The organism is Hyalangium gracile (genome assembly GCF_020103725.1).
Lineage (GTDB): Bacteria > Myxococcota > Myxococcia > Myxococcales > Myxococcaceae > Hyalangium > Hyalangium gracile.
Genome location: NZ_JAHXBG010000026.1, coordinates 87,229 through 109,055, shown reverse-complemented (window position 1 = coordinate 109,055; position 21,827 = coordinate 87,229). Strand labels below are relative to the sequence as shown.

Genomic DNA, 21,827 nt, shown 5'->3' with positions numbered 1-21,827 from the left:
GAAGTCGATATGTTCACTGCCCCTGGTCGTTCACTTGCCTCTTGCATGAACGCGATCGCGGGACCTGGCCGGAGCTCCCGCCTACGAGGGAACGCCCACACCATGATGAAGCCGCTCAGATTTGCACTCGCCGTCCTGCTCATGTCCGCCCTGGGGCTGGGCTGCAAGGACGACCCTCAGGAGATACCCGATCCCGGAACCCCTGACTCCGGACTCCCGGACTCCGGACTCCCGGACTCCGGTATCCCCGACTCGGGCATCCCCGACTCGGGCATCCCCGACTCGGGCATCCCGGATGGGGGCTACGAGTGGGACGGCAACTACGTCCCCCTGCAGGAGCTTGGCGACCACATCGACACCGGCCACCTGGCCCCCTGCCTCAGCCGCTTCACGGATGACGCGGGCACCCCCATCCCCTGCGGCAGCAGGGAGGCGTTCGATCTGTCGGCCTGCAACCGGAACACGCTCTCGCAGGTGTCACCGGATGGCATCTACGGCGCGCGCACGCGCTCGAGCACCGCCACCACCTTCTTCGGCTTCGGCTACCAGGCCTTCCAGGTCTCGAGCTCGGGCGGGCCCGAGTACGTCAACAGCCTGCCCGTGATCCAGAAGCAGGTGGACGGCCAGACCTTCTATGTGGCCGGCAAGCGCACCCTGACGGACGGCGGCAGCACGCTCCAGGTCTTCATGGGGTGCCAGGCCCAGAACGCGCAGAACTTCACCGGGTGCTACCAGCAGTGCGTCAACGATGGGGCACGGCGCTCGCATGGCACCTTCGATGCCTCGCGCCTGCAGCGCGTCCAGGAGCCGGAGCTCTCGGGCATCGAGCTCGTCTCGGAGACCGCGGTGAGCCTGGGCTTCCCCGTGGACGTCTACGTCATCAAGCAGCACGCCTACGTGGTGTCCATCAACCTGGGGACCCGCATCCCCAATGGCGGCCTCACCGTCTTCGACGTCAGCGACCCGGCGCATCCCGTCTTCAAGAAGCAGGTGACGCTGGCGGGTGACACCTACTGGAACTCCGTGTGGGCCAAGGGCAACGCCCTCTACGTGGGCAGCGGCAAGCACGGCGTCATCGTCTACGACATCACCAACCCCGCCGATCCGCAGCTGGTGCGCAGCGTGCCGGGCGACACCTTCGACGTGCACACCATCTATATCGATGGGGACCGGATGTACGCCCAGGCCGCGGGCGCCAACCAGGTGCTCATCTTCGACGTGAGCAACCCGTTGGAGCCGGTGCTGCTCAACCGCTACACGGTGCCCACGGACAACAACGGGCTCGGCTACCCGCACGACGCGTTCGCGTACCAGAACCGGCTCTACATCAACCAGATGGGCCAGGGGTTCTACGTGGTGGACGTGACGGACGGGGCCAACCCCCAGCCGCTCGGCTCGTACACGTATGACACGCACATCTACAACCCCACCCACGCCAACGCCGTGGGCACCTTCGCGGGGAAGACCCTCGCCTTCGAGGGCGGCGAGGCCAACAACGCCCACCTGCGCGTGCTGGACGTCAGCGACCCGGCCCGCATCGTGAAGATCGGCGAGTACGCGATGCGGCCGCAGACCTCCATCCACAACATGATCCTCAAGGGCAAGCGGCTGTACGTGGCCTGGTACGCCGAGGGCGTGCGCGTGCTGGACGTGTCCAACCCCACCCAGATCAAGGAGATCGCCTACGCCAACACGTACCGGGACGGGGACCTGGGCCTGAGCGGCGGCCTCTACATCGGCGCCATCGGCATGCGCGTGCCCGGTGATGGCTATGTCTACGTGGTGGACACGTCGCGCGGCCTGATGATCTTCCGCGAGCCGTAGCAGGCCGGGGGCCAGCCCCCACCCGGTGGCCCGGCCCGGCCGGGGAGCGTCTCCACGCGGCGACGCTCCCTGGCGGGGATCCCCTCAGGGAAAGCCCTTCCCGGTAGCTTGCGCGCCCCGCGACTCGTAGATTGCGGCGGCCGTGGCCTCTCCCACGCGCCACCGGCTACGAGGGACATGGTGTCAACCGCCGGCAACCCATCCATCCTGTCAATCGATCTGGGGACCTCGGCCGTCAAGCTGGCCCTCATCACCATCCGAGGCGCCATCCTGGCGGGGGATGAGGAGCCGATCCCGCTCGCCCTGCTCCCCGAGGGGGGCGCCGAGCAGGATCCCGAGAGCTGGTGGTCCGCCATCATCCGGGCCACGCGGCGGCTGCTCGAGCAGGGCGTCGTCCAGCCGCGAGACATCGTCGGCGTCAACGTCAGCTCGCAGTGGTCCGGCACCGTGGCCGTGGACGAGCAGGGGCAGCCCCTGCACCCCGCCATCCTCTGGATGGACTCGCGCGGGGCCAGCCACATCCGGCGGCTCACCCAGGGCTTCGTCTCCATCGAGGGCTACGGGCTGGGCAAGCTGATGCACTGGGTGCGCCTCACGGGCGGCGCGCCCAGCATCTCCGGCAAGGATCCGCTGGGGCACATCCTCTTCCTCCAGCACGAGCGCCCGGAGGTGTACCGCCACGCCTACAAGTTCCTCGAGCCGAAGGACTGGCTCAACCTGCGCCTGTCGGGCCGCTTCACCGCCTCGTACGACTCCATCGCCCTGCACTGGGTGACGGACAACCGGGCGGTGAGCAAGATCAGCTACGACGAGCGCCTGCTGAAGATGACGGGGATGCACCGCGAGAAGCTGCCGGACCTGGTGCCCGCCGCCTCGGTGATTGGCCCGCTGAGCCCCCGGGCCGTGCGCGACCTGGGGCTGGGCGAGCACGTCCAGGTGGTGAGCGGCATGCCGGACATCCTCGCGGCCGCCGTGGGCTCGGGCGCCGTGCGGGACTTCGAGCCCCACCTGTGCGTCGGCACCTCCTCGTGGCTGAGCTGCCACGTGCCCTACAAGAAGGCGGATCTGCTGCACCAGATGGGCACCCTGCCCTCCGGGCTGCCGGGCCGCTACCTGCTGGTGAACGAGCAGGAGTCCGCTGGCATCTGCCTGGTCACCCTCAAGAACCTGCTCCACGAGAGCCCTCCCAACGTCGCCCCCGCCTCCTCCCAGGAGATCTACGCGAGCTTCGAGCGGGCCGCAGAGCGCGTCCCCGCCGGCAGCGACCGGCTCATCTTCCTGCCGTGGCTCAACGGCGAGCGCTCGCCGGTGGAGGACAGGCTGGCGCGCGGCGGGTTCTTCAACCAGTCGCTCCAGACGACCCGCGGGCACCTGGTGCGCGCGGTGCTGGAGGGCGTGGCCTACAACTCCCGGTGGCTGCTCGGCTACGTGGAGCAGTTCGTCGGCCGGAAGCTGGAGTCCATCCGCATCATCGGCGGCGGGGCGCGCTCCAGGCTGTGGTGCCAGATCTACGCGGACATCCTGGGCCGCACCATCCAGCAGGTGGACGAGCCGGTGATGGCCAACGCCCGGGGCGCGGCCTTCCAGGCGGCGCTGGCGCTGGGCCACCTCACGGTGGACGAGATTCCGGCGCTCGTCCCCGTGGCCCGAACCTACGAGCCCGACACGAGGAACCGCGGGCTCTATGACGAGCTGTTCCGGGAGTTCCTCTACCTCTACAAGACCCACAAGTCCGTCTACGCACGACTCAACCGGACCCGCGGCGAAGCCTGAGCCAGGCGCGGCGGCCCGAATTAGGAAAGCAAGCCATGGCGCTCCCTGATCTCCACCTGCTGTCCAAGCTCCCCCCGCGGCTCGTCGCGAAGGCGGAGCGATACCTCAAGGCCATTCCCCTGGTGCGCGACCGGCTGGACCAGGAGACCGGCTCCATGCTCTCCGAGCTGGAGGGCAGCCTCAAGCCCTACAAGGAGAAGGTGCCCACCTTCGATCGGCTGCCGGCCCAGGGGCGCTCGCGGGAGGAGATCCTCCAGGAGCTGGAGCAGCTCCATGCCCACGAGGAGGGGCGGTGGAAGGAGGGGCGCGTCTCGGGCGCGGTGTACCACGGGGCGGAGGACCACATCGCCTTCGTCAACCGCGTGTACGCGCTCCACTCGCAGAGCAACCCGCTGCACGCGGACCTCTGGCCCAGCGCGACCAAGTTCGAGGCCGAGGTGGTCTCCATGACGGCGAACATGCTGGGCGCCGCCGAGGCCAACCTGGGCAGGCCTCCCGATGAGCACCTCTGCGGCTCGCTCTCCTCCGGCGGCACGGAGAGCATCATGCTGGCGATGAAGACGTACCGGGACTGGGCGCATGCCACCAAGGGCATCACCCGGCCGGAGATGGTGGCGCCCGTCAGCGCGCACCCGGCCTTCGACAAGGCGGCGCACTACTTCGGCATCAAGATGGTGCGGGTGCCGGTGGGCGCGGACTACCGCGCGGACGTGGCGGCCATGCGCAAGGCCCTCACCCGCAACACCATCGTCATCATCGGCTCGGCGCCGTCCTTCCCTCACGGGGTGATCGATCCCATCGAGGAGCTGTCGGAGCTGGCGCGCAAGCGGGGCATCGGCTTCCACACGGACGCGTGCCTGGGCGGCTTCGTGCTGCCGTGGGCGAAGAAGCTGGGCTACCCGGTGCCGCTGTTCGACTTCCGGCTGCCGGGGGTGACGAGCATGTCGGCGGACACGCACAAGTTCGGCTACGCGGCCAAGGGCACCTCCGTGGTGCTGTACCGGGGGACGGAGCTGCGCGCGCACCAGTACTTCACCGCCACCGAGTGGCCGGGCGGCATCTACTTCTCACCCACCTTCTCGGGCAGCCGGCCCGGAGGGCTCATCGCGGCGGCCTGGGCCACCCTGGTGTCCATGGGCGAGCAAGGCTACCTGGAGGCCACCCGAGCGATCCTGGAGACGGCGGACGTCATCAAGCGCGGCATCCGGGCCATCCCCGAGCTGCACGTGCTGGGCGATCCGCTGTTCGTCATCGCCTTCGGCTCCAGCACGGTGGACATCTACCAGGTCATGGAGCGACTGAGCGGGCAGGGGTGGAACCTCAACGGCCTGCACAAGCCGTCCGCGGTACATCTCTGTGTCACGCTGCGTCATACCCAACCGGGAGTGGCGGAGCAGTTCCTGGCTGATCTCCGGGCCGCGGTGGACCATGTCCGGGCGAATCCAGGAGAAAAGGGTACGATGGCGCCTGTCTACGGCATGGCCGCCACCGTGCCCTTCCGTGGGCTGCTGAGCGATCTGCTCAAGAAGTACATGGACCTGCTCTACAAGGTCTGATCCCCCTGCTCGAAGAGCGCATGAGCTCCTCTCCTCCTCCGGTCGATCTCCCCTCGCTCTCCAAGGCCATCCGCGCCATCTCGAGCGAGTTCTCCCTGCCGGAGCTCCAGCGCACACTTCTCCGCACCCTCCAGGAGTTCTCGGGGGTCCCGTATGGGGCGCTGCTGGGATTCCTGGAGGGCAGGGGGTGGGTGATTGCCTGCCAGAGCGAGGGAGAGAACCGCCCCCTGGGAGAGCTGCCGTCCACGGTGATCCACGGCGCGCGCCGCACGCTGGAGCCCATCATCCTGGCGGACGCCCACCGACAGCCCCCCTACTGCGATGATCCGGTGGTGCGGGGGCGCGGCCTGCGCTCGGTGCTGTGCATGCCCCTCACCCACCGCGGGGTGCAGCACGGAATGCTCTACCTGGAGCACTCCCAGGTGACGCAGGCCTTCGAGGGCCCCCGGCTGCACGTGATCGAGATCCTCGCCGCGCAAGCCGCCGTCGCCCTGGACAACGCGCGCGTGCACCATCACCTGGCCGAGCAGAGCCACGCCCACGAAGTGTCCCGCCGCGAGGTCTCCACCACCCGGCAGCACCTGCAGGACTTCATCGACCACTCGCCGGCCGCCATCTACATCAAGGATCGCGACGGCCGCTACCTGATGGTCAACGGCCGCATCGAGTCCTTCTTCGGCCAGCCGCGCGCGAAGCTCCTCGGCAGGAAGGACTCCGACCTGCTCCCGGCCGAGATCGCCCGAGCCGTGATGGAGAACGACCAGCGGGTGCTCACCACGGGGGCCACGCTCCAGTTCGAGGAGCAGATCCCGTACCGGGACGGGCTGCACACCTTCCTCTCCGCGAAGTTCCCCATGCGGGGGGTGGACGGGCGCATCCAGGGGCTGTGCGGCGTGTCCACGGACATCACGGATCGCAAGCGCGCGGAGGCGGCGCTCCAGCGGGCCAACGAGGAGCTGGAGCAGCGCGTGGCCGAGCGCACCGAGCAGCTCAACGCCGCCCAGCGCGAGATGCTGGACCGCGCCCGGCATGCCGGCATGGCGGAGATCGCCAACAGCATCCTCCACAACCTGGGCAACGCGCTCACGGGCATCACGGTGAGCAGCACGGTGCTGCGCGAGCGCATCCAGGGCCTGCCCATCGCCTCGCTGGGCCGGGCCGCCGCCCTGCTCGATCGCCCGCCCGAGGAGCTGGGCGTGTTCCTCACCCAGGATGAGCGGGGCCGGCAGGTGCCCGAGTTCCTCGGCAAGCTCCACGCGCGGCTGAGCGAGGAGCGGCAGCTGCTGCTGGATGAGTGCGCCGCGATGGGCACGAAGATCGATCACGCCACCAGCGTCATCACCACCCAGCAGAACTACGCGCGGGCCCGGATCCGGCTGAGCGAGAAGGCGCTGCTGAGGGAGCTCGCGGAGGACGCGCTCCGGCTGTGCGCCATCGGAGATCACTTCGACCAGATCTTCCACCGCGAGTACGGGGAAGAGCAGCCGGAGTACTACGATCGGCACGTCATCGTGCAGATCCTGGTGAACTTCATCTCCAACGCGAAGAACGCGGTGCGAGAGCTGCCAGACAACCCGCAGCCGCGCATCACGCTGACAGTGCGCCAGGAGGCGGGCTACACCTCGGTGTCCGTGAGCGACAACGGTATCGGCTTCGACGCGAGCGTGAAGCCCAAACTGTTCACCCACGGGTTCACCACACGCGCCAAGGGCCACGGCTTCGGGCTGCACAGCTCCGCGCTGAGCGCGCAGGCGCTCGGCGGCCGCATCGAGGCGCACAGCGACGGGCCCGGCCTGGGAGCCCGGTTCGAGCTCATCCTGCCACGCACCTCGCCCGATGATGATGAGGAGGGGCTGGAGCAGGAGACGTAGGCCCGGCCAGTGTCGTGGACAGGAGGGGGCCGTCGCCTCCAACCCGAGGCGCCCACCTGAGTGCTGGCAAGTCCCCTCTCCTAGCGCGTCGCCGGCACCAGCCACTCAGGACGCTCCCGGGGCCACCGGCAGAGCGGCCTGGCTCTCACTGTGGACAGGCTCCCTTTCCTCGGCAGTGGAAGCATCCGGGCACGGGACAGGTGAACCTCCGGCGTCCGCTGTCGAGACTGCCGAGAAGGAAGGAGGTGCCCAGGCAAGCATCTGGGTGGGCGCGGAACAGAAGCTGCCAGGAACACCGCCGGTGGAGGAACGAAAGGCAGGTGGGGCCGCAATGGATTCGGAGCCGCGGGAATCCTCCTGCCCCTCGCCAACGGGGAGCGGAGCGGGCGGGGCCGCGAGAGCGTTCCGGCTCGAAGTGGGACACGCGGTGGCGCCCCCTTGCTCGTGGACCGGGGGCCTCCCTGTCGGTCCGACTTGTTGCGAACTGGTATGACAAGCAGACCAGTTGCTGGCGTTCTCGCCCGACACGGGCACCTTCCCGGCAGGTGGTGGGGGCTTGGGCGCGGTGTGTGCGTCGCGCGTTCATTGCCGGGAGCAGCAACGGTGGGGGAAGATTGTGTCTGAGCGGCCTTCCCTGAAGCAGCTCAGGACTCGGAGCCCGACGTCTCCCGCGTCATCTCCACCATGGTGGGGCGCCAGCCGAGCTTCGCGAAGAAGCGCTGTGCCCCCTCGTTCTTCGTGGCGCTCATGAGGATGACTCTCGGCACGCCCAGCTCGGCGAAGCGTCGCACGAGCGCCTCGGCCAGCATCCGGCCCGCGCCCGAGCCGCGCGCCTTCTCGTCCACCCAGATGTCGTGGAAGCCCCCACAGCGGTCCCTCAGCGTGGCCCAGTCGCGCGCCTCCACGCGGCCGTACACGTAGCCGACCACCTCGCCGTCGCGCTCCGCCACGAGCACCACGGCCTCCTTCGCCTTCAGCTCCTTGCCGAGCCACCAGCGGTACCCGTCCTCGACGTCCTCCGGCAGCATGAAGCGCTCCCGGTCGAAGTCGTGGTGCTGCCGGACGAGCGCCGCCCCCATGCGGCCCAGGGCCTCCGCGTCCGAGGACCTGGCGGGACGAACCGTGATGGTCATGGCCAAGGCTCCTACGCGCGCGAGAACGCCTCGCCGACGATGACGCGCGCCTCCTCCACCAGGGCGTCCAGGTGCGCCTGGTCTCGGAAGCTCTCCGCGTAGATCTTGTAGACGTCCTCGGTGCCGGAGGGCCGCGCCGCGAACCAGCCGTTGGCCGCCACCACCTTGAGCCCGCCGATCTCGGCGTTGTTGCCCGGCGCTCGGGTGAGGCGCTGGAGGATGGGCTCTCCGGCCAGCGTGGTGGCCTTGACGGCCTCCGGAGAGAGCTTCTTGAGCACGGCCTTCTGCGCCGACGTGGCCGGCTGATCGATGCGCGTGTACTTCGGCGAGCCGAACCTCGCCGTGAGGTCCATGTAGTGCGCGCCGGGATCCTTCCCGGTGCGCGCGAGGATCTCCACCGCGAGCAGATCCAGGATCATGCCGTCCTTGTCCGTGGACCACACCGTGCCGTCCCGGCGGAGGAACGAGGCGCCCGCGCTCTCCTCGCCGCCGAAGCCCAGCGAGCCGTCCAGCAGGCCGTCCACGAACCACTTGAAGCCCACCGGCACCTCGATGACGCGGCGGCCCAGGCTCTGGGCCACTCGGTCGATCATGCTGCTGCTCACCAGCGTCTTGCCCACCGCCGTGTCCGGCTTCCAGCCGGGCCGGTTGCCGAAGAGATACGAGATGGCCACCGCCAGGTAGTGGTTGGGGTTCATCAACCCCACGCTGCGCGTGACGATGCCGTGCCGGTCCGAGTCCGTGTCGTTGCCGAAGGCGATGTCGTAGCGATCCTTGAGCGCCACCAGGTTCGCCATCGCGTACGGCGACGAGCAGTCCATGCGGATCTTCCCGTCATGGTCCAGCGGCATGAAGCGGAAGGTGGGGTCCACCGTCTTGTTGACCACCTCGAGCTTCAGCCCGTAGCGCTCCGCGATGGGCTGCCAGTAGTCCAGGTTCGAGCCGCCCAGCGGATCGGCGCCGATGGACAGCTTCGCCCCGCGGATCACCTCCAGGTCCACCACCTGGGCCAGATCCGCGACGTACGGCGTGATGAAGTCGTGGGTGCGGACCGAGGAGGTGGTCCGGGCCTTCTCGTACGGCACGCGCGCCACGCCGGCGTTGCCGGAGCCGAGCAGCTCATTGGCGCGCTTCTCGATCCACGCGGTGATCTTCGTGTCCGCGGGGCCGCCGTTGGGCGGGTTGTACTTGATGCCGCCGTCCTCGGGCGGATTGTGCGAGGGGGTGATGACCACGCCGTCCGACAGCCCGCTGGTGCGTCCCCGGTTGTAGGTGAGGATGGCGTGGGAGATGACGGGCGTGGGCGTGGCGCCGTCCGTGTAGCGCACCTCCACCCCGTTGGCGGCCAGCACCTCGAGCGCCGTGCGCTGAGCCGGCTGCGAGAGCGCGTGCGTGTCCATGCCCAGGAAGAGCGGACCGTCGATGCGCTCCTGCTTGCGGTACTCACAGACGGCCTGCGTCACCGCGAGGATGTGCGCCTCGTTGAAGCTGCGGCGGGCGGCCGAGCCTCGGTGGCCGGAGGTGCCGAAGGCCACGCGCTGCTCGGCCTCCCGGACGTCCGGCTGCTCCGAGTAGTACTGCGCGCGCAGCGTCTCGGGGTGGATGAGGAGGGAATCGGGCGGGGGCTTGCCAGCGAGAGGATGGGGCACGAGGGCGGATGATACGTACCGCTCGCCGCCCGTCAGGTGGGAAGTTGCCCCCGAGCAAAAAACCGTCCACTTTCAGGGACTTCCGAGGCCTGCAATCGCTCACCCCTCCCAGCGTAAGCTGGGTGACAGACTCGGTTCTCGAGGCCGGGTCGCCCCCTTCATGGGGTGTCTCGAGCACCACCCATAGGAGCCGTCGACATGAAGAAGCTGCTGGTGTTCGTCGTTCTGCTGGCCGCGGGGGCCGGCGCGGCGTACCACTTCGGCTACCTCGACCGCTTCCTCCCTGGAGCGTTCGCCGCACGGCTCATCCCCAAGGACCCCAAGCTGCTGGCCTACTTCCGGCCGGACGCCCAGGAGCTGCTCATCCTCCAGGCGACGGAGGCGAAGTTCCCGCTCCCGGAGGAGTCTCGCCAGCGGATGGCGAAGGACGGGCGCGAGTTCTACGACAAGACGGGCATCGACCTGAGCAAGGACGTGGACGCGGTGGCCCTGGCGGACAGGCTCCTGGTGGTCCGCGGCCGCTTCGACTGGGGCAAGCTGGGCGCCTTCCTCCAGTCCGAGGGCTACACCCTCACCGAGCTGGAGGGCGTGCCCGCGGCGGTCCAGTCGCGCTCGGCCAGCGTGGCGTTGGACGGCAAGTACCTGCTGATGGGCCGTCGCGCGGAGCTGAAGCGGGCGCTCGAGCGCAAGCGCGAGGGCCGGGGCCTGGAGAACGGCAGCCCCATCGTGAAGGCCATCGACGAGGTGGGCTGGACGCACGCGCTGCTGGGCGGGGTGACGTCCGGCTCGCGCCTGTCCTCCCAGGGCAACGAAGAGCTCCGGATGCAGTCCGCCGTGGGCGCCCTGGACGCGGAGGCCGATGGCCTCGGGCTGCGCGCGGTGGCGCTCACCGGGAGCAAGGAGCAGGGAGAGGCCCTGCACGCGACGCTGGAGATGCTCCGCAAGACGGCCGTGCTCCAGCTGTCCATCCTCCCGAAGGCCGAGCTGCGCACGCTGCGAGACTCCCTCGAGGGCGCGAAGCTGGAGGTGGATCCCCAGGGCCGGGTGAGCGGCGCCATCCGCTTCCCGTACGCGCTGCTGGACCAGGCCTCCGCGAACCTCTCCTCGGCGCAGCTCCCGTCCACGCTCCAGTCGCTGCAGCTCGCGGATGAGGGCGAGGACACCGAGCTCACCGCTCCGACGGCGGCCGCCTCTCAGCCGGCCGCGAAGGACGCCCCCACCCCCGCGACGACCGCCGCCGTGTCGCCTCGCCTGGACTGGAAGCCGCCAGTGTTCGGGCTGGTGCTGCTGGTGCTCGCGCTGGTGACCATGGGAGCCCAGACGCGGCCGGGCCTGTTCAACGTCCTGTTCCACCCGCTCTTCCTGCTGCCGTTCCTGGTCGCGACGCTGGGCGTGTTCGTGTTCCGGTGGACGGGGCACTCCGGCGGCGTGTTCGACCTGCTGCAACTGCCCATGCCCGAGTGGCACCGCTTCGTCTCCGTGCCCCTGGCCCAGCCGGTGGGGCTGAGCGCGGCGCTCCCGATGCTCATCGCCATCCTCTCCGGGCCGGTGACGCTGCTGCGGCGGTTCGCGGCGGGGCTCGCGGTGGGCTTCAGCGGCTACCTGGTGGGCAAGGCGCTCGCCGGGGGCAGCCTCGCGCTGATTCCCCCCGCGTACACGGTGATCTGGTTCGCCGGCAACGCGCTGGCCGCGCTGCTGCTGGCGCGCCTGACGATTCCGCCCCGGGTGAGCAGGAAGAAGTAGCCCCGGCCGGCGCGCTCCGGCGCACCGTGGCCCGCAAAAAGAACTGCCCTCGTCGCCGGTCGGGGAGCAACGGGGGCAGAACGTGAGATTGTTGCGAGAGTGGAGAACTTCCCCAGGTGCCCGGCCAATCGGGCCCCCAGGTCTCCCCTCGGTCTTGATTATCGAGAATCCGCCGCCGGAAGTTTCGTCTTTGAAAAACCCATGCAACTTCGAGGACTTGGATTGTCCAGTTCCCTACTGGTCGAAACTCCAGGCCTGCTCGACGAGGGACTCCAGGCTGGAGGACTCCTGCCAGCCCCGCATGACGGAGTTGCCCATCGAGCGCTTCCAGATGAAGGTCCGCAGCACCTGGCGGATCCGCTCGGCGTCGCGGCCCTGGCTCAGCTGATCGGCCCTGCGGGCGCGCTCCCTCAGGCGCTCCCACTCCGTGTCCGGCAGGCGGGGTGGATCCTCGGCGCGGTCCGGGCGCAGCAAGGTCCAGAGCTCGTGGGCCAGCTCGATGAGGCCGGCGCGCGCGTCGGTCGCCACCTCCGAGGCCGGCAGCCGAGCCTCGGGGGTGAACTCGCGCGCGAAGAGCCACCAGGCCACCTTCACGCTCTCGGCGGGACTGGGCTCGAGGGGGTGCACCCGTGTGCGGACCAGCAGCTCCAGGCGCTTGCGCGCCACCGAGCGCCAGTACTCCGCATGCAGCAGGTGCTCGGGGCCGTTGCGCGGGGGATGGAGGGGAGGCTGCTCGGCCCGCTTGCGGAGCTCATTCACCAGACCGCCTGTCCGGTCCACGCCCGCGAGCCGGGACCAGGCCTGCCCCAGCGCCACCTCGCCCGGGGACCACTGGCTGCGCAGCGCGCCGATCTCCTGGATGAGGAACGGTAGCCGGGCCTCGGGATCGAAGGGTCTCGAGAAGAGGGTGGCCAGGAGCCTTCCGAAGGTGGCGAGTTCCCGCAGCAGGGGCAGCTCGTCCGGTAGCAGCTCCAGGGCGATGGGCCAGCGCTGCTCCGCGGTGAGCTCCCGCGGAGCGGTCAGCGCCCGCTCCTCCAGCGCCCTCAGCAGCCCGGCAAGAGGCTCCGTCGGGCTGCGCAGGAGCCGCTGGGTGACGGCCTGGAGCAGCTTCTCGCGAAGCCCCTGCACGTCTCGCAGGAGCTGGGCGGTGGGGCTCGCTGACGGCCACCCCTCGGCCTGGGCACGGCGGAGGGCGGCGGTGAGCACCTCGTCCACCTTGGCCTGGGCCTCCGCGGTCTCGCGCAGCAGCGCCCGGTCCTTGCGCAGGCGCTCCTCCCAGACCTTGGCGCTCAGCCCCTCGAGCAGGGAGCGGTAGCGGAGCCGGGCGGCTTCCAGCAGCTCCGCCCGCCCCTCCAAGCGCAGCCGGTACTCGTCCGCCACGGGCCGTCCCATGCCCCGGATTCAAGCAGGACGTGCCGCTGCCCGCTATCGGCCCGTGTTCTCCCAGCGCCGGACCAGGCGCCCCAGGGACTCAATAATCACTCGGAGGGGCCGGCGGAGCCTCGGGACGAGTGACGCGGCCCATGAACAGGATCTGCTGGGTCCGGCTATCGCGGAGCAGGAAGAGGAAGGGACGGTCGACCCGGAACTCGATGGGCTCGGGAGGCGGAGGGCCCAGGCTGACGATTGTCGTCTGGACGGCCGTAACGGCCGCGGCTTCCGTCCCCTTCTCGTTGATCTCCAGGAAGGCCTTGTGAACGACATCACTCACGAAGATCTCTCCCCGACGTCCTCCCATCCCGGAGAGATCCGCCACCAGGGGACGGAACACGTCACGCAGGCCCAGTGTCTGCAAGGACCCTTTCAGGGACGCAATCTCGGAGGTCACCCGGAACCTCGGCAGCGAGAGGTCCACCCGCGTCGACTCGAGCCCACCCAGCCATTCGTCGAGCCGCTCCGGCGTCAGCTGAGCCTCCACCTCTGGCAGTCCGTCGACATCCTTGGGCAGCAGGATGTCGAAGACGACCGGAGAACCGGTGTAGCCCATCTCCAGCACCCTGACCGGGCCCGAGGAGCCATAGCTCTGCCAGGTGGTACTCCGCATCATCTGGACGGTGGTCTTGCCGCCCTCCAGCAGCGAGAACTCCTCCGGACGTGTCGCTCCCACGGAGAACTCGTCACTCCAGCCCGCGAAGAAGTAGACGGCATTCACCAGCAGCATGGCCGCATCCGCCGAAGGCGAGCCCTCGCCGAGGATCTCCGGGATCCTTCCCTGGGTCTGCTCGGCCACCCAGCGGTTGATGTGCTCGCGGGCGCCCGCGCTGTCCTCCTCGAAGTCCAACGAGGTGAACTCCGCCGCGTACCTGTCGCGGAGCAAGGAGAGGAACTCCTTCCGAAAGGAGAACCCCTCCCGGCCGAAGAGTCCGTTGGCGACGCGCAACGTGCTCTCGGAATGGCTGGCGGGAGTGCGCAGGGCCTGCATCATCTCGCCTGCCTCGGCGTGGAGCGCCTCACCGGTGAAGGGAAGGTGCATCCCCTGCTGGAGCTGCGAGGCGGAGCTGCCTCGAGTCCCGGGCTCCAGCAACAGGAGCGCCCAGTAGATGCTCGCCGGAGAGAAGACCGCATTGGGCTCACGGCCTCGGGCGGATGGATACAGCTCGAGGGCAAAGCGGTTCATCGCCCGGACGAGCTGCGCCTGCTGGGGCCGGGTGGAGGCCTCCAGCAGCTTCGAGGGTGACGGTCGTCCTCCGGAATGCGCACAGGAGGCCACCAGGACAGCCAGCAGGACATGGCTCAGCGAGCGAATCCGTGTCATGCGGAGAGTAACGCTCGCGCCTCGAGGACATAGCGTCCGCGAGCTCAGCCCAGCGGAATCTCCAGCGTCGCCGTGGCCCCCCGACCGGGGCCCTCGCTCTCCAGCGTCAGGCGTCCTCCCAGCATCTGCGCCGCCAGCGCGCTCGCGTGCAGGCCGAAGCCGTGCCCGTCCTTGCGGGTCGTGAAGCCGTGCCGGAAGAGCTGGGGACGCACCTCCGGCGCGAACCCGGTGCCATTGTCCACCACCTGGATGCGAGCCATCCCCCCCTCGGCCCCCAGCCGCACGCGCACGTTCCGCTGGCCCTCCGGCATCGCCCCCAGCGCGTTCTTCGCGTTGCTCAGCAGGTTGATGAGGATCTGCAACACCTTGTGCCTGTCCACCAGCACCATGGGCACCTTCGACAGCTCCTGGGTGATGGTGACACCGTGGCGCTCGAGCGCGGCCTCCTGGATCCGCAGCGCATCCCCGATGAGCACGGAGAGATCGCACTGCTCCCGCAGGAGCGCCGCGCTCGCGTAGGCCTGCTGCACCTGGACGATGGAGCGGATGTGCTCGACATGCTGGCTCATCGTCTGCAGGTCTCCTCGCAGGGACTGCTGCTCGCGCAGCAGCTCCTCGGAGAGGGCCTCGAGGTAGTCCGGCAGGTGGCTGCCGCGCGGATCCTGGGTGAGGAAGTCCACCAGCCGCGCCCGGTGCTCCCGGAGCATCGCGGTCACCTGCCCCAACCGGCCCACCCGCGAGGAGTCCACCAGCTTGCGCATCATCTCCAGGTTGATGACGGCGCTGGTGAGCACGTTGCCCACGTTGTGGAGCACGTTGGAGGCCACCTCCGCCATGCCCACCTCCCGCGCCGTGTCCACCAGCCGGGCCTGCGCCTCCTCGAGCTGACGCGTGCGCGCCGCCACCCGCTGCTCCAGCTCATCGTTGGCGCGGCGCAGGGCCGTCTCCGCCCGCTGCACCTCGCCGTACAGCCGCGCGTTCTCGATGGAGATGGCGGCCTGCGCGGCCAGCTGGCTGAGCAGCGCCAGGCGCGCGGGCGTGAAGGCATTGGTCGCCAGATCGTTCTCCAGGAACAGCGCCCCGTAGAACGACTCCTTGCGCAGCAGCGGCAGGCAGAGCACCGACCGCGCCTGGACGCGCTGGAACCAGGGGTCCGCCGAGAACGGGTGGGGCTTGGAAGCATCTCCGATCAGCACGTGCTCGTGCGTGCGCCGCACGTAGGCCAGGAGCGTCCACGGCAGCTCGCCGCGGGTCCCCTCCCCCTCCGGCCCGCTCGGGCCTCCCGTCTCCGCACCGGAGGTGGCCGCCACCGAGAGCGTCCCTGCCTGCTGCAGGAGCAGGGCCCCCCGCTGGGCCCCCGCGTTCTCGATCGCCACCTGCATCAGCGTGGTCACCAGCCGCTCGAGCACGATCTCCCCGGAGATGGCCTGCTGGGCCTTCACCACCGTGAGCGCGTCGATGCGGGTGGACTCCGTGTTGGTGGAGGACGCCTCGCCCGCGGATCGCGCGGGCCCCATCCGCTGCCACTGCGCCTCCAGGTGCTGGACCTTTCCCCACGCCCCCCACTTCAGGTAGGCCTCGCGAGCCTCGCGCGCGTAGTTGATGGCGATGACCGGCGCGTTCCGCATGCGCCAGAAGTTCGCCGCGAGCTCGGCGGCCAGCCCCACGTTCTGGGTGAAGCCTCCCTCTCGAGCGGCCTGATAGGCCTCCTCGTAGGCGCCCGTCGCCTCGTCGAGCCGCCCCGTGAGCCGCGCCAGCTCCGCGGAGACGAGCCGCTCGGGGCCACGGAAGGTCTCGGGGCACAGCGCGGCCCACTCCGCCAGCTGCTGCTGGTGCCGTTGGATGTCCTCGAGGAGCCGCCCCTGCTCCTCCGCTGGCACGCGCTCGAAGCACGCCGCCAGGGTCAGCGCGCGGTAGAGGTGGTAGTCCAGGATCTGGATGTTGCCGGTCAAGGCTTCCAGCAGCTCTTTCACCCGCTGCGCCGCCTCGCGCGCCTGCGCATACGCGCCGCACATGAAGCGCGACTTGAGCTTGGTGAGCCAGTAGCTGCCGAGCATCACGCTCATGCGCGCGGCCGTCAGCGAGGCCTCGAAGGCCTTCTCGTCGAACGAGTCCCCGTCCAGCGTGTCGAAGGAGCGCGTGCGCCCACGCAGCTGCTGGATGTAGCGCAGGGAGATGAGGAACAAGGCCTGCGGGTCCGTGACCCCGGCCTTGCGCAGCAGCTCTGCGCGCATCATCGACTCCTGGTGGAGATCATCCAGGTTGTGCCCCATGAGGAGGTGATTCGAGACCACCGTGGAGCAGATGTACGGGGCCGACAGGAAGTCCCCCACCTGAAGGGAGTGGTGGAGAGCGCTGAGGGCCATCTCCTGCACGGCAGGGAGCGGCCGGGTCCAGGCGAAGATGTACAGGAGGCTGAAGAGCACCCGGCCCCGCAGGGCTGCCAGGTCGTACCGGTCGAGGAGCTCGCGGGCGAGCACGCCCCAGGCCTCGCCCTCCCGGTACTGCTTGAAGAGCGAGCCGCTCATCACCCCCATCCAGCTGAAGCCGATGACGGAAGGCGGCGCGAAGCCGTACTGGATCGACAGGGAGCAGAGCCTGCTCAGGACGATGAGGAGCAGGTTCTTGTCGGTGAAGTAGGCCGCCGAGTACATCGCCTGGAGGACGCCCATCACCACCTTCACGTCCGGATCCGTCATGGGCGGCAGCTCGACGAGGCTCGCGATGGAGCGCGTCCCCAGCAGCGCCTTCATCTCCCGGTGAGCGGCCACGGCCTCCTCCCAGGAGGGGTGGGCCGACATGGGATGGCCCAGCACGGCCAGACACTCCAGCAGGCACGTGACGCACTCCACCGCCTGCCCCATGGCGATGAAGGCCTCGCTCATCACGAAGGAGGCGGCCGCGAGATCCGCGTGGGAGCGGGCCCGCTTCCGCAGCTCGTCCATCAGGCGGCGGGACTCCGGAGCGTTGCCGCTCATGAGCTCGCAGCGTCCCCGCTCGAGCTGCACCTTGAAGGCCAGCTCCGGGTCCGTCTCCCAGGGATCGCCGGGGACCAGCGCCAGGGCCGCGGTGAAGTAGGAGATGGCGGGACGGTAGGCGACGGAGGCCATGGCCTTCGCGCCGGCCTCGGCGTTCAGGCGAGCGACCTGGTGACGCTCCGCGGGCTCCTCGATCAGCTTCGCGCCGGCGTTGAGCTGGCTCACCACGTCGAAGATCTTCTCGCGGGCCTGCTCCGAGGAGAGCTGCCGCAGCAACAGCCGGCCGATGTGGAGGTGGGTCCGCTGACTCTCCTCCTCGGAGCCGAGCGCCTGGGCCGCCTGCTGGAGGCGATCGTGGAGGAAGCGGAGCTCCTCCGGCCCGCCGCGCATCAGCACGCCTTCCAGGAGCGCGGGCTCCAGGGTCCGCTCCACCTCCTCCACCCCGCCCATCTCGGAGAGGGTGCCCACCATCGACAGCGGGAACCGGCTGCCCACGCAGGCGGCCAGCCGGAGCGTGCGCTGCGTGGCGGAGGGGAGCTGGCGCAGCCGTCCCGCCAGGAAGTCGACCACGTTGTCGGAGTAGCCCCGGGCTCGCACGCGCTCGGCGTCCCACCGCCACCCTGCTTCCGGAGTACGGGCCAGCAGGCCTTCCTGGTACAGCGTCACCAGCCACTGGATGAGGAAGAAGGGATTGCCCCCCGTCTTCTCGTGGCTCAGCGCCGAGAGCGGGACGATGACCTCCCGGCTCGCCCCCGGCAGCGCATCGCCCACGAGCTGCTGGACCTGCTCCAGGCTCAGCGGCTCCAGCCGGAGCTCGGTCAGTCGCGCGCCGGCCTTGCGCATCCCCTCCAGGGCCGGCACCAGCGCATGGGAGGGGCTCACCTCGTTGTCCCGGTAGGCGCCGATCCACAGCACCGGCGGCGGCTCCGGCTGGGTCAGCAGGTGGTGCACGAGCACCAGGCTGGCGGGATCCGCCCACTGCAAGTCATCCAGGAACACCACGAGCGGATGCTGCGCCGTGGCGAAGACCGACAGGAACCGGCGGAACACGCGGTTGAAGCGGTTCTGCGCCTCGGGCGGCGGCAGCTCCGGACCCGCCGGGAGCGCGCCGACGACGAGCTCCAGCTGGGGCACCAGGTCCACGAGGATGCGTCCCTCGCCCTCGAAGGCGCGCAGCAGGCGCTGGCGCCAGGCGGCCAGCTCCTCGTCGGTGCTGGCCAGCAGGTGCCGCACCAGCTCCCGGATGGCCTGGGCCAGCGTGGCGTAGGGAACGTCCCGCTGGAACTGATCGAACTTGCCGCTCAGGAAGAGCCCTCGCCGCTGCACCACGGGCTTGAGCAGCTCTTGCACCACCGAGGACTTGCCGATGCCGGAGTAGCCGCTGATCAGGATCAGCTCCGGCTTCTGGACATGGACCACCCGCTCGAAGCCCTCGAGCAGCGCGGTGATGTCCGCCTCCCGCCCGTAGAGCCGCTGGGGCAGCTGGAAGCGGTTGGGCGTGTCATGCGCCCCGGGCTGGAACCCTTCGAGCGCGCCTCGGAGCAATCCCTCGCGGCACTGCTCGAGGTCGGCCCGTAGCCCCTCGGCGCTCTGGTAGCGCTCCTCGGCCACCTTGGCCAGCAGCTTCAGGACGATGGCCGACACGGCGGGCGGAATGCCCGAGACGAGCTGCTCCGGCGGCTTCGGGCGCTGCGTCATGTGGGCGTGGAACCACTCGAGCGCGTCACGCCCACGGAAGGGCCGCATGCCCGTGAGCAGCTCATAGAGCGTCACGCCGAGCGAGTAGAAATCGGTCCGGTAGTCCACCACCCGGTTCATCCGCCCCGTCTGCTCCGGGGACATGTACGGCAGCGTCCCTTCGATCTGATTGGCGGGCGCGGCCTCCAGGTGCTCGATCTGCTGGAGGGTGGCGGCGCCGAAGTCGATGAGGCGCGGCTCGCCCGACGGCTCGATGATGATGTTGGAGGGCTTGAGGTCCTTGTGGATGACGCCGCGCTGGTGGATCTCCGCCAGGGCCGAGGCCAAGGCGCTGGCCAGCGCGAGGAACTGGGGGATGGGCAGCGGCTGACCCACCGACTCCGAGAGCGACTGCCCCTCCACCTTCTCCAGCAGGAGCACGGGCCGCTCCTGGATCTGCTCGCACGCATGGGCCCGCGTCACCCGGCGCGCATCCCTCAGCCGCTGCAGGATGCCGAACTCCCGGCGGTAGCGCTCGCGCTCCGGAGCCCCGGGCGACACCTCCACCGGTGTCTTGAGGATGCAGCTCAGGCCATCGGCCTCACGCAGGGCGTGGAAGAGGATGTTTCCACCAGTCTCCCGCACGGTGCTCAGCAGCCTGAACCCAGGAATATCGAACATGATCAGACCTCGAGCGGGCGTCCCCCCAGGGGCTGGAACGGGCCGGTTTTCCAGCACGCGGAGTGTAACGCGCTCGCACTGCGACCGATACCGTGGTCGGGAGCACCCCTGTCACGGTGGGGTCGCCGCAGGAGCCAGATGTCGGCCTGGACCTCCACGTCGTAGCGGAAGCCCTCGGCGCGGTTGTCATCCGGGTTGCAGCAGCAGGCGCCGCAGCGCTGGCAGTCGAGCACGGTCATGGAAGCGGGCCCCATGACAGGGCCCGCCACGTCAGTGCAGCGTCCGCTTGAGCTTGCTCAGCCGCTCGTGGGTGCGCTTCTGGGCGGGCAGCAGCTCCATGCGGACGAAGCGGCGCGCATCTCCGTGCACCTGCTCCAGGTCTCGCTTGTAGTCCGCCAGACCGTGGTCCTCGCCTTCCTCGAGCGCCTGGATGGCCGCCTTCTCACCGAGCACGCTGGCCCCACCCTCGATCAGCTTCGCGAAGACGCCCCAGGGCCCCGAGCCCTCGGCGGGCGTGCCCCCGAGCTTCTCGATGCGCTCCCGGATCGACGTGACGCGCTGCTCGTGGTCCTTCTGGCAGGCCTCCAGCATCGAGCGCAGCCGCTCATCCGAGATGCTGCCGAGGGCCTGACGGTAGGTCTCCACGGCGGAGATCTCTCCGCGCAGGAACGAATTGAGCGTCTCGACGTCGTTCTGGGCCATGGAATCCTCCTCGTGTGGTTATCCACGAAGGGTGCGGCATTCCCTGGCTCCGGCAACGAGCCCCTGCTCGCCGCCTCGGCGCTGGCAGCAGCCTGGCGGGGCCCCGTCCGCCCTCCCCCGCTCACGGCTTGCCGAGCAGCTCCAGGGAGGCGCTCACCAGCGTGCTCACCCCGGTGCGGATCGTCCGCTCGCGATCCGGAGCGAAGAGGCCCGAGTGGAGCGAGGGCAGCGTCTCTCCCGCCTTCTGCGCCGCCTGCAGCCGCTTCGGCTCCACCGTGCCGATCCAGAACATCACCGACGGCACACCCACGCGGCCATACTCGGAGAAGTCCTCTCCGCCCATGGTGGGCGTGCCCTCGCGGACGTTCTCGGCGCCCACCGCTCGGGCCACCGCGGGCAGCACCCGCTTCAGGAGCTCCGGATCGTTGTAGGTGGCCGGGGTGCCCTCGGTGACGGCCACGGAGGGAGGACGCGGCGAGCCCGCGGCGATGGACTCGCCCTTCGCGATGCGCTCGATGGCGTCGAGGATCTGCTTGCGGACCTCGGGCTTGTAGCTGCGCACGGTGATCTGCAGCTTCACCTCATCGGGGATGATGTTGTGCTTGGTGCCGCCATGGATGGAGCCCACCGTCACCACCGCGGGCTCCATCGGGTTGCGCTCGCGGCTGACGATCGTCTGGAGCGAGAGCACCGTCCGGGCCGCGAGCAGCACCGGATCCACCGTGGTGTGCGGATAGGCGCCGTGCCCGCCCTTGCCGTAGAGGGTGACGTCCACGGAGTCCACGCTGGCGAAGGCGAAGCCGGACACGTGCTCCACCGTCCCGGAGGCGGCGCTGGCCAGGTTGTGCACCGCCAGCGCGAAGTCCGGCTTGGGGAAGCGCTTGAACAGGCCCGCATCGAGCATGGTCCGGGCACCGGATCCGAACTCCTCGGCCGGCTGGCCCACCATCATCAGCGTGCCCCGCCACCGGTCCTTGGAGCGGGCCAGGAGCGTGGCGGTGCCAACCCAGGCCGTCATGTGCACGTCATGCCCGCAGGCATGCATCACCGGCACCGTCTGCCCCGAGGGATCCCTGGCCGTCACCTTGCTGGCGTAGGGCAGCCCCGTCTTCTCCTCCACCGGCAGCCCGTCGAACTCCGTGCGCACCATCACCGTGGGGCCCTTGCCGTTGCGCAGCAGACCCACCACGCCGTGCCCACCCACCTTCTCCGTCACCTCGAAGCCGAGCGCTCGCAGGCGCTGGGCCATCTTCGCGGCGGTGTTCTCCTCGCGCGTGGAGAGCTCCGGGGACTGGTGGAGATCGCGGTAGAGCGCATCGAGCTCGGGATAGAGGGGCTCCAGTCCCTGGAGCGCGGGCGAGGCGGGGCCGCCAGGGTCCGCGGCGAGGGCGCTCCCTCCGAGCGCGAGAAGCAGGAGCACCGAGCGGGCAGAACGTCGCAGCACACTTCCTCCGAATTCAGGATGGGCGCGGGCCACTACACCAC

Annotated in this window: 12 protein-coding genes; 5 read left to right on the top strand and 7 right to left on the bottom strand. The window is 69.6% G+C overall.

Features of this window, described 5'->3' with window-relative positions; translation table 11 throughout:
- Window positions 1-102: 102 nt before the first annotated feature.
- From KY572_RS37465 to KY572_RS37450, 4 genes are all read left to right on the top strand, one after another.
- Window positions 103-1,824, top strand: a complete 1,722-nt coding sequence (locus KY572_RS37465) for an LVIVD repeat-containing protein (protein WP_224248513.1) — start codon at window positions 103-105, stop codon at window positions 1,822-1,824.
- A gap of 177 nt (window positions 1,825-2,001) precedes the next feature.
- A complete protein-coding gene (locus tag KY572_RS37460) occupies window positions 2,002-3,597 on the top strand; it encodes a xylulokinase (RefSeq protein ID WP_224248512.1) in 1,596 nt (531 codons plus the stop codon).
- Between the two features lie 35 nt (window positions 3,598-3,632).
- Window positions 3,633-5,153: a pyridoxal phosphate-dependent decarboxylase family protein gene (locus KY572_RS37455; protein WP_224248511.1), complete on the top strand. Its 1,521-nt coding sequence runs from the start codon at window positions 3,633-3,635 to the stop codon at window positions 5,151-5,153.
- 20 nt (window positions 5,154-5,173) lie between these two features.
- On the top strand, window positions 5,174-7,024 hold the full coding sequence (locus KY572_RS37450; protein WP_224248510.1) for a sensor histidine kinase: 1,851 nt from the start codon (window positions 5,174-5,176) through the stop codon (window positions 7,022-7,024).
- 644 nt (window positions 7,025-7,668) lie between these two features.
- Here the strand turns inward: KY572_RS37450 and KY572_RS37445 are convergent.
- Together KY572_RS37445 and pgm are read right to left on the bottom strand one after the other, a co-directional pair.
- Window positions 7,669-8,157, bottom strand: a complete 489-nt coding sequence (locus tag KY572_RS37445) for a GNAT family N-acetyltransferase (RefSeq protein WP_224248509.1) — start codon at window positions 8,155-8,157, stop codon at window positions 7,669-7,671.
- Window positions 8,158-8,168: 11 nt separating this feature from the next.
- Entirely contained in the window at window positions 8,169-9,806 is a 1,638-nt protein-coding gene (gene pgm / locus KY572_RS37440; protein WP_224248508.1) for a phosphoglucomutase (alpha-D-glucose-1,6-bisphosphate-dependent), read from the bottom strand.
- Between the two features lie 198 nt (window positions 9,807-10,004).
- Here pgm and KY572_RS37435 point away from each other — a divergent pair, with 198 nt between their 5' ends.
- Complete coding sequence (locus KY572_RS37435; protein WP_224248507.1) at window positions 10,005-11,549, top strand: hypothetical protein; 1,545 nt, start codon at window positions 10,005-10,007, stop codon at window positions 11,547-11,549.
- Window positions 11,550-11,783: 234 nt separating this feature from the next.
- Here the strand turns inward: KY572_RS37435 and KY572_RS37430 are convergent, their stop codons facing one another.
- The 5 genes from KY572_RS37430 to KY572_RS37410 all read right to left on the bottom strand — a co-directional run bounded on the left by KY572_RS37430 (window position 11,784) and on the right by KY572_RS37410 (window position 21,786).
- Window positions 11,784-12,941, bottom strand: coding sequence for a hypothetical protein (locus KY572_RS37430; RefSeq protein ID WP_224248506.1), 1,158 nt, complete (start codon window positions 12,939-12,941; stop codon window positions 11,784-11,786).
- A gap of 79 nt (window positions 12,942-13,020) precedes the next feature.
- Entirely contained in the window at window positions 13,021-14,304 is a 1,284-nt protein-coding gene (locus tag KY572_RS37425; protein ID WP_224248505.1) for a serpin family protein, read from the bottom strand.
- 44 nt (window positions 14,305-14,348) lie between these two features.
- A complete protein-coding gene (locus KY572_RS37420; protein WP_224248504.1) occupies window positions 14,349-19,640 on the bottom strand; it encodes a trifunctional serine/threonine-protein kinase/ATP-binding protein/sensor histidine kinase in 5,292 nt (1,763 codons plus the stop codon).
- A gap of 270 nt (window positions 19,641-19,910) precedes the next feature.
- Window positions 19,911-20,342, bottom strand: coding sequence for a DUF2383 domain-containing protein (locus tag KY572_RS37415; RefSeq protein ID WP_224248503.1), 432 nt, complete (start codon window positions 20,340-20,342; stop codon window positions 19,911-19,913).
- A gap of 121 nt (window positions 20,343-20,463) precedes the next feature.
- Window positions 20,464-21,786, bottom strand: coding sequence for an amidohydrolase (locus tag KY572_RS37410; RefSeq protein WP_224248502.1), 1,323 nt, complete (start codon window positions 21,784-21,786; stop codon window positions 20,464-20,466).
- Window positions 21,787-21,827 lie beyond the last annotated feature (41 nt).

Bases quoted from the DNA above. Each gene is read 5' to 3' on its own strand.
- KY572_RS37450 (WP_224248510.1), top strand. From the start codon at position 5,174: ATGAGCTCCTCTCCTCCTCCGGTCGATCTCCCCTCGCTCTCCAAGGCC.
- KY572_RS37445 (WP_224248509.1), bottom strand. From the start codon at position 8,157: ATGACCATCACGGTTCGTCCCGCCAGGTCCTCGGACGCGGAGGCCCTG.
- KY572_RS37455 (WP_224248511.1), top strand. From the start codon at position 3,633: ATGGCGCTCCCTGATCTCCACCTGCTGTCCAAGCTCCCCCCGCGGCTC.
- KY572_RS37425 (WP_224248505.1), bottom strand. From the start codon at position 14,304: ATGACACGGATTCGCTCGCTGAGCCATGTCCTGCTGGCTGTCCTGGTG.
- KY572_RS37465 (WP_224248513.1), top strand. From the start codon at position 103: ATGATGAAGCCGCTCAGATTTGCACTCGCCGTCCTGCTCATGTCCGCC.
- KY572_RS37460 (WP_224248512.1), top strand. From the start codon at position 2,002: ATGGTGTCAACCGCCGGCAACCCATCCATCCTGTCAATCGATCTGGGG.
- KY572_RS37435 (WP_224248507.1), top strand. From the start codon at position 10,005: ATGAAGAAGCTGCTGGTGTTCGTCGTTCTGCTGGCCGCGGGGGCCGGC.
- KY572_RS37430 (WP_224248506.1), bottom strand. From the start codon at position 12,941: ATGGGACGGCCCGTGGCGGACGAGTACCGGCTGCGCTTGGAGGGGCGG.
- KY572_RS37420 (WP_224248504.1), bottom strand. From the start codon at position 19,640: ATGTTCGATATTCCTGGGTTCAGGCTGCTGAGCACCGTGCGGGAGACT.
- KY572_RS37415 (WP_224248503.1), bottom strand. From the start codon at position 20,342: ATGGCCCAGAACGACGTCGAGACGCTCAATTCGTTCCTGCGCGGAGAG.